General features: G+C 64.7%; 7 protein-coding genes. 3 read left to right on the forward strand and 4 right to left on the reverse strand.

Going from position 1 to position 8,097, the window contains the following annotated elements; translation table 11 throughout:
* Positions 1–115: 115 nt before the first annotated feature.
* The 4 genes from Q4543_RS20255 to Q4543_RS20270 are packed head-to-tail and all read right to left on the reverse strand — an operon-like array spanning position 116 to position 4,165.
* On the reverse strand, positions 116–766 hold the full coding sequence (locus Q4543_RS20255) for a flavin reductase family protein (protein WP_216003798.1): 651 nt from the start codon (positions 764–766) through the stop codon (positions 116–118).
* Positions 767–813: 47 nt separating this feature from the next.
* The gene (locus Q4543_RS20260) at positions 814–1,494 is read right to left on the reverse strand and encodes an AroM family protein (protein ID WP_303441328.1); all 681 of its coding nucleotides are present in this window, start codon (positions 1,492–1,494) and stop codon (positions 814–816) included.
* Positions 1,491–3,047 carry a hydantoinase/oxoprolinase family protein gene (locus Q4543_RS20265; protein WP_303441330.1) on the reverse strand — a complete coding sequence of 519 codons (1,557 nt, stop codon included), beginning with the start codon at positions 3,045–3,047 and terminating at the stop codon, positions 1,491–1,493. Before Q4543_RS20265 ends, Q4543_RS20260 begins: the two co-directional genes overlap by 4 nt.
* Positions 3,044–4,165: a DUF917 domain-containing protein gene (locus Q4543_RS20270; RefSeq protein WP_216003795.1), complete on the reverse strand. Its 1,122-nt coding sequence runs from the start codon at positions 4,163–4,165 to the stop codon at positions 3,044–3,046. Before Q4543_RS20270 ends, Q4543_RS20265 begins: the two co-directional genes overlap by 4 nt.
* A 397-nt stretch (positions 4,166–4,562) precedes the next feature.
* On the opposite strand from Q4543_RS20270, the gene Q4543_RS20275 reads away from it, so the two are divergent.
* From Q4543_RS20275 to Q4543_RS20285, 3 genes are all read left to right on the forward strand, one after another.
* On the forward strand, positions 4,563–6,134 hold the full coding sequence (locus Q4543_RS20275) for an ABC transporter substrate-binding protein (RefSeq protein WP_303441332.1): 1,572 nt from the start codon (positions 4,563–4,565) through the stop codon (positions 6,132–6,134).
* Positions 6,135–6,198: 64 nt separating this feature from the next.
* A complete protein-coding gene (locus Q4543_RS20280) occupies positions 6,199–7,209 on the forward strand; it encodes an ABC transporter permease (RefSeq protein WP_303441334.1) in 1,011 nt (336 codons plus the stop codon).
* A 10-nt stretch (positions 7,210–7,219) separates the two neighbouring features.
* Positions 7,220–8,047: an ABC transporter permease gene (locus Q4543_RS20285; protein WP_303441336.1), complete on the forward strand. Its 828-nt coding sequence runs from the start codon at positions 7,220–7,222 to the stop codon at positions 8,045–8,047.
* Positions 8,048–8,097: the final 50 nt, after the last annotated feature.

The following is an 8,097-nucleotide window of genomic DNA, read 5'->3' on the forward strand; positions in this document are numbered from 1 at the left end:
CCGGGCACACAGGTTCAAGGGGCCGCGCCATGGAGACGCGGCAAACCCCTGCCCCACCTCTGCCGGGCAAAGGCGGCGACACAGGTTCGCCTGCGCGCGCGATGCCCGCTAAGGGTCACCCGGCCTTTTCGACCTCTTGCACCAAACCGGCCTCCCAGTCTTCGGGCTGCCAGCGGCGCTTCGAGAACACCTCGTTCGCCGGGGTATAGAGGTCAGCGTAAAGGCGGCCAACGGCGTTGTATTGCTCTTGGTCGAGATACAGCTTTTCGGGGTCGATCAGCCCGTCGCGCACATGCATGGTCAGGATCTCTGCCACCACAAGGTCGCGCCCCTTGCTCAGTTGCAGCGTCACGGTGCGGCGGCATTCGAAGGACACCGGCGATTCCTTGATCCGCGGCGGCGCCACGAAGCGGCTTTCAACGGGGGTAAAGCCAGCGCGCTCGAACTCGTCCACCTCCGGTGCAAAATCAATAGCACAGATGTTCATGCCGTTAACGATGTCCATGTCGACCATGTTCACCACGAATTCGCCGCTTTCCTCGATGATGCGGGCGGTGTCGCGCTTGGTGCCGTCGTCGCGCCGCGCGAAGCCGATCACGCAGGTGGCGGGATCTTCGCCGAAGACGTTGAAGAAGCTGAACGGCGCGGCGTTCAGCACGCCATTGGCATCGACGGTCGAGATCAGCGCGATCGGGCGCGGCGTGACCGTGGCGCTCAGCAGCTTGTAGCGGTCTTTCGGGTTCAGCCGGGCGAGGTCAAGTTCCATGGGCGTCGTCGCTTTCAGATGATTGAAGGAAGGGCTTGCAGGGCGGTTCAGGCCCCGCTCAGCTCGGCGGCAAAGCGGGCGCAGATCGCTGCTGCAAGGATCGCCTGCTTGCCGTGGATGCTGGCCGCAAGCTGGCGGCTGGCACGGGTGTAGCTGATGCAGTCATGCACCACGAGGTCGGGGGCCTGCTCGGCCATTTCCTGCGCCGCCGCCCGCACGCTCGCCGCGTCGGCGTCGGGTTGCAGCGGAACGGCGAAACAGGTCCGCCCCGGCCGCTCCCAGCGCTTCAGACAGGCGGCGGCCTGCGCTGGCGACGGAATGAAGACGCCAAGCCGGCCAGCGCCCGGCAGGCAGCCATCCACCGCCCCGGTGATCAGGTCCGAGGCAAAATGTACGCCGGGGGCCTCGAGGCCGGGGAATTTGCCGGTGCAGGCGATGAGCGCCACATCGACGGTCTCGCGCGCCAGATCATCCAGCCGAGCGCGCATCCCTTCGGTGACGGCGGCCTTGCTGACAAACACCGAGCGCCCATCGGGCAGCGTGGTGTACAGCGTGTCGGCGTCGCTTGTCGGGGCGGCGGCGGCAAGGCCCGCCGCGTCGAGATGGTCGAGCGCGCCAAGCAGCTTCAGCTCGGCCGCGCCCGCAGGCAACACGTGGCGAAACTCCTCCTGCAAGGCCGGACGGGGCGATTGCCCGACCACCAGCAACCCAACGACGGGGCGGCTCACGCTGGCACCGCCTCGGTCAGCGCCGCGGCTTCGCCGACAACGCGCACCCGGGCGCGGATCGCCCGCCCCGGCAGGTAGGACAGCGGCAGATCCTCGACGTCGATCACCTTGATGGTCTTTTCATCTGCCCCCGCCGCGATGGCCGCGGCAATCGCCGCGCTGCGTGCCTCGGCGATGGCATCGTCGCGATCCATGTCGCGGTAAATCCGGTCGGTCTCGCCCGAGATCTGCGCCATGGCCGCGCCGACCGCATTGGCCACGCCGCTGTGTTCGACCTGAATCACCTCGGAAATGCCGGGCATCTCCTGCGGGATCAGCCGCGCGCCACCGCCCACTGCCAACAGCGGCACCTCGGTCGCGTCGGTCTTCATGCGATCCACCGCCTCGGCGATATCGGCATGGATGCGCGCCAGCGCCGCCGCGACGAAATCGGCAGGCAGATCCGCCACCTTCGACGCATCGCCAAGCGAGATCAGCCCCGCCGCCACCGCGATATCCGTCGCGGTGATCTGCGCGCCGCCAAACACCCGCGCCTCTTGCGCCAGCCGGTAGCCAACCGATTCCGGCCCGACGGTCAGCGGATCGCGGCCGATCTTGGTGCCACCGCCCACGGCGATGGACAGCAGGTCGGGCATACGGAACAGGGTGCGCACGCCGCCAACTTCGACCACATTGTTAGCTTCGCGCGGGAAGCCATTGATCAGACATCCAATATCCGCTGTGGTGCCGCCAACGTCACAGACCATGGCGTTCTCGACCCCGGCCAGAAGCGCCGCGCCCCGCATCGAATTGGTCGGCCCCGACGCAAACGAGAACACCGGGTATTCGCGCGCCGCATCGGCGCGCACCACGGTGCCGTCGTTCTGGGTGATATAGAGCTGCGCGCCCAAACCGCTGTCGGCCACCGCATCGACAAAGGCCTGTGTCGTCTCGCGCGCCAGCCCGATCAGCGAGGCATTCATCAGCGCGACGTTCTCGCGTTCCAGCAGGCCGATACGGCCCAGCGTCGAGGACATGGTGACATGCACATCCGGGGCTTCGTTGCGCACGATCTCGGCCGCGCGCTCCTCGCAGGTTGCGGTCAGCGGCGAGAAGGTCGCCGAAATCGCCACGGCTTTGACACCGTCCTGCGCGAGCAGGCGTGCGGCGCGGGCGATCGCCTGCTCGTCCATCGGGTACAGCGGGCGACCGTCGTATTCGTGACCGCCTTCAACAAGATAGACGCCGCCGTTCACCTTCGACGCGAGGTCTTTGGGCCAGTCGCAGAATGGCACGAGGCTGGCCGAGGCCGGCAGCGACACGCGGATCGCCGCGGCGCGGCCAAGATCGCGCCGTTGCACCACGGCATTGGTGAAATGCGTGGTGCCGATCATCACCGCAACGATATCCTGCGCGGCATCTCCGGCCTTGGCGACCACCTCTTTAAGCGCGGTGCGCACACCGCTGGTCACATCCGACGTGGTGAAGGTCTTGACCGCCGCGATCACCTTGTCGCCATCCAGCAGCGCCGCATCCGTGTTGGTGCCGCCGACATCGATCCCGATGCGTTTCATGTGTTGGACTCCTCGAAGACCGATTTGAATTCCAGATCGAAGCCGAAGGCGCGCGGCCCGACGGCGGCGATGCCCTTCTCGCTGAGGAAAACCGCCGGGGCCGGCAGCGCCAGCACGCTGACCCGCTGACCAAAGCGCAGTGAATCCGTGCCGATGCCATCGCCCGACACGGTATCCAGCAGGCAGATCAGATCCGGCGTCATCACGATCGGTTCGCCATCAAGATAGGCCACCGAGAATTCGTTCTGGAAATGCACCACCATTTCCTGTCCGGCGAAATCATTCAGCCCCTCGATCCGGGCCTGACCGCGCAGGAAGCCTTCGGTGGTGCGCCGTTCGATATCCACGACCTTGCCGGTGAACAGGCGCAGGCCGTTGGCCGCCGACAGCACCGCCTCGATCGGGTCGGAATGTTCGGCGCGGGCCTTCAGCACGTTGACGCCAAGGTTGATCGCCTTGGACACCGAATACAGCACGCCATGCTGCTTGACCTCGGCGCCCGAGCGCGGCGCCTTGCAGGTGGCGGCGATCGATCCGATCTCGGTGCAGGCCTTGCGCGAGATCCGCTCCATCCAGCGCCAAGAGGCGGCGCGGGGAATGATCACCTCGTTGTCGCGGATATCGGCCATGGTCAGCGGGTAGCAGCGCAGCCCGGCCACCGCGACAGAGGTCATCTGCGCCTCGGGATAGGCCCGGCCCATGGTATCGGCATCCACCACCGGGTATCCGGTCAGCGCGGCGACCATCATCGGGTGCACGCCATTGCCGCCGCCGATTTCCAGCGACATCACCGCGTCGAACTTGCGGCCAAGGTATTCTTCCATCATCCGCAGCGGCTTCAGCGCAAATTCCGGGTCCGACAGCCGTTCCTGCCCGACCAGCGGCGCCCCCATGTTGGACAGCACCGCGACCAGCGCATCGTCATCCAGCGCGAGCGGGTCCATCAGCGTGACCTGACGGCCAGCGTCGTAGAGCAGCCGCATGTTGAGCAGCTTCTGATAGGGGTCGCCGCCGCCGCCAGTGCCCAGGATCCACGCGCCGACGGCCAGCGCCTCGATGTCATCTGCCGTCAGGGTTCTGTGGGTCTGGCTGGGAGACCTCTGGACAAGGGTGTTCATGTGTCATCCTCTCGTAGGGGCGACGGCCGTCAGTGCCGTGGCCCCAGCTCATGTCGGCTCGCAATTCGGGCCATCGTTGCTCGAAACTTCCGCTTCCATACCCCCTCTTCGCAAATAGCGTTTGACTATGAAGACGATCCCCCGGGCTTATGATGCGGCCATCCGGAATAGAACATAAAGCGAACAACGCCCATCATGTGATCAGACGCCCTGTACTCGCCTGTTTTTCAGGCACTCAAAAATCCAATCATAGTTCAGGCTGATGATAGGCATTGGGGATTGCTCTTTTTCCTGAAGGGTCTGTTCTGAATTGATGGGCCCTGCAGGCGGGCTCGGCAAGGTGAGCTTCCCTCGACGAGACCGGCACACCGATGGGCCCCGAAGACGGAGAGCAGACATGAAACTCAAACTGTTGACCTCGGCCGCTGCCCTTTTCGCCATGCTGGTGTCCCCAGCATCGGCGGCAGAGAAACGCGACGGCAAATACTGGATGGTGATCGGAAGCCGGCAGGCGGTGTCGCATATCGATCCCGGCCAGTCCTATGATTATTCCATCCGCATGATGACCCTCGCCCTGTATGACGGGCTGGTGAAATACACCGGCAACCCGCCCGAGGTCGAACCGTGGCTGGCCACCGACTGGACCACCTCGGAGGATGGCCTCGTTTGGACCTTCAACCTCGCCCCCGAGGCGACGTTCCACAACGGCGATCCGGTGACGGCCGAGGCCGTGGTCTATTCCTACAAGCGCGTTCTGGAGCTGAACGAGGGCGCATCCTGGATGCTTTCGGACATTCTTCAGCCCGAGAACATCAAGGCGCTCGACGCGCACACCGTCGAATTCACCCTCGACCGGGCCTATGCGCCGTTCCTGTCGTTCCTGCCGTGGTGGTTCATCGTCAACCCCGCGCAGGTCGAAGCCAATGTCGTCGATGGCGATTACGGCAAGGCGTGGCTGGCGGAAAACGACGCGGGGTCCGGCCCCTACGAGATGGAGCGCTTCGATCAGGGCACCGCGTACTGGCTGGCGCGCGATGCGGATTACTGGAAGGGCTTCCCCTATGACTCCGACGAGATGGGCGGCGTCATCTATCGCATGATTCAGGAAAGCTCGTCGCAGCGCGCCGCGCTGATGTCGGGCGAGGCCGATCTGGTCAGCGATCTGACTCCCGAGGAATTCGACGTCGTGGCCGGGCGCCCGGATATCGAGGTCACCGCCTCGCCGATGCTGGCGACCTTTGGTCTCAAGATCAACACGCAGGGCAAGTTGATGTCCGACATCAACCTGCGCAAGGCCGTCGCCTACGCCTTTGACTACGAGACGCTGCTACAGATCTACAACGGCAAGGCAACGCTTCAGACCTCGCCTTTCGCGGATGCGATCAAGGGCAAGGTCGATATCGACATGCCGCGTCAGGATATGGCAAAGGCCAAGGACTACCTGTCCAAGACGCCTTGGCCCGAAGGTGGCATCACGCTGGAATATGTCTATGTGCAGGGGCTTGAAGAACAGCGCCAGATGGGCCTGTCGCTGCTCAACAGCCTGAAAGAGCTGAACATCGAGCTGGAAATGGTGCCGCTGACATGGTCCAACATGGTGGCCCGCGCCTCGAGCGCCGAAACCAGCCCCGACCTGATGGCGGTCTTTGCCACGCCGGTGTTGACCGACCCCGACGCGGTGGCGATCCAGTATCACCCGATCTCGAACGGCAAATACTATGGCTCGCATTTCATTCAGGATGACGAACTGACCGCGCTGATCGATCAGGGCCGCAAGCTGTCCGACTGGGAAGAGCGCGCGCCGATCTATGCCGAGATCCAGCAAAAGATCGTCGACATCCAGCCCGAAATCTTCGGCATGCTGCGGATGCGCCAGTTCGCCCACCGCGACTATGTGAAGGGCTTTGTCGATACCCCGATCCGCATGTCCTCGGAGATCGACCTCTACCCGATCTACATCCAGCCCTGATCCCACAAACACCGCTCCGGGCGGCCTTGGCGGGCTGCCCGGACCCCTCAGAATCGAGACCGCGATGACAAGACTGATCCTCAAGCGCCTGGGAATGATGGTGGTGATGCTGCTGGGCCTCGCCATCATCACCTTCACCATCGCCAACATCGCGCCCGGAGACCCGGCGCGTCTTGCCGCCGGTCCTGATGCCACCCCGGAAATGGTCGAACAGATCCGCGAAACCCGCGGCTTTGACAAACCGCTTCCGGTGCGATTTGCCCTGTATGTCGGCCAGCTGGTGCGCGGCGATCTGGGCACCTCTGTCTATACCGGGCGCTCGGTCTCCGATGACATTGCCCAGTTCCTGCCGGCAACGATGGAGCTGGTCTTTTTCGCGATCACCATCGCCATCGTCTTTGGCATCCCGCTGGGCACGCTGGCCGCGCTCTGGCAGAACCGCTTTCCCGATCACGGCATCCGGCTGATCGCGGTGTCCGGCGCGGCGCTGCCGATGTTCTGGCTGGGCCTGATGCTGCAATGGTATCTTGCGCTGGAACTTGGCTGGTTCCCGCTTGGCGGGCGGCTGGGGGTGTTCGACGACGTGCCCCCGCAGATCACCGGCATGATCCCCATCGATGCGTTGCTGAACGGCGATCCGCGCACCGCGCTCACCGCGCTTTGGTACATGGTTCTGCCTGCCGCCGCGCTCAGCCTGCCGGCGCTGGCGGCGATCATCCGCGTCAACCGCGCCGAGATGCTCGAGGTGCTGGGCCGCGACTATGTCATCAACGCCAAGGCGCAGGGCATTGGCCCGCTGCGCATCACCGCGATCTATGCCCAGAAAAACGCCATCCTGCCGTCGCTGGCGATGATCGGCCTGCGCTTTGGCTGGATGCTGGGCGGCACCGTGCTGGTCGAGGGCGTCTTCGATTTTCCCGGCATCGGGCTTTATGCCGCCAAGGCCGCCGTCTCGTCGGACTTCGAGCCGATCATGGCCGTGACGCTGATCCTTGGCGCCGCCTTCATGTTCACCAACCTGCTGATCGACCTTGCCTATGCAGTGCTTGATCCGCGCGTGCGCAACCAAGTCTGAGGTAGAACAGATGACATCCGCCAGTTCCGCTTCGGCCACGCCGACCGCCCGCCAACCGATGAAATACCGCGAGACCCGCCGGCTGATCCGCACCTATTCGCGCAGCTTCTCGTCGATGGTCGGGCTGGTGATCGTGGCGCTGTTCCTGCTGATCGCCGCCTTTGGCCCGCTGCTTGCGCCCTATCCAGAGGATGCTTACGGCGCGGTGGATTTCTCGGCCAAGCTGTTGCCGCCCTCGCCCGAGCACTGGTTCGGCACCGATCAGGTCGGCTCGGACATCCTGTCGCGGGTGCTGATTGGCGCGCGCACCACGTTGCAGATCGGCCTGACCGTGACCGGCATCGCCATCCTGATCGGCGTGCCGCTGGGGATGATCGCCGGCATGACCAGCGGCTGGCTTCCCGAAGCGATCATGCGCGTGACCGATATCTTCCTGTCCATCCCCGGGCTGATCCTCGCGATTGCCATTGTCGGCGCGCTGGGGCCGGGCATCGGCAACGCCATGGTTGCCCTCGCGCTGGTGTGGTGGCCCGGCTACGTCCGGCTGGTGCAGGCCAAGACCCTGAGCCAGCGCAACGAAACCTATGTCGATGCCGCCCGCGCGCTTGGCGCCGGGCCGCTGCGGGTGGTGTTTGTGCATGTGCTGCCCAACTGCCTGTCACCGATCATCGTCAAGGCGTCGATGGACATGGGGCTGGCGATCCTTGCGGCGGCCTCGCTGGGCTTTCTCGGGCTGGGTGCGCAGCCGCCCTATCCCGAATGGGGCGCGATGGTCTCGACCGGGCGTTCCTACCTGCCGGACTGGTGGTGGTGGGTAGTGCCCCGAGAGGTGGTGTAAGAGCGCCGACCTTCGGAGAGGTCCAAGGCTGATCAGGTCGCCACGGCGGA

The organism is Salipiger sp. 1_MG-2023, assembly GCF_030547555.1.
Taxonomy (GTDB): domain Bacteria; phylum Pseudomonadota; class Alphaproteobacteria; order Rhodobacterales; family Rhodobacteraceae; genus Salipiger.

What these genes read in the sequence shown, in the direction of transcription:
- Q4543_RS20270 (WP_216003795.1), bottom strand. Translation starts at nt 4,165, where the DNA reads ATGAACACCCTTGTCCAGAGGTCTCCCAGCCAGACCCACAGAACCCTG.
- Q4543_RS20280 (WP_303441334.1), top strand. Translation starts at nt 6,199, where the DNA reads ATGACAAGACTGATCCTCAAGCGCCTGGGAATGATGGTGGTGATGCTG.
- Q4543_RS20275 (WP_303441332.1), top strand. Translation starts at nt 4,563, where the DNA reads ATGAAACTCAAACTGTTGACCTCGGCCGCTGCCCTTTTCGCCATGCTG.
- Q4543_RS20255 (WP_216003798.1), bottom strand. Translation starts at nt 766, where the DNA reads ATGGAACTTGACCTCGCCCGGCTGAACCCGAAAGACCGCTACAAGCTG.
- Q4543_RS20265 (WP_303441330.1), bottom strand. Translation starts at nt 3,047, where the DNA reads ATGAAACGCATCGGGATCGATGTCGGCGGCACCAACACGGATGCGGCG.
- Q4543_RS20285 (WP_303441336.1), top strand. Translation starts at nt 7,220, where the DNA reads ATGACATCCGCCAGTTCCGCTTCGGCCACGCCGACCGCCCGCCAACCG.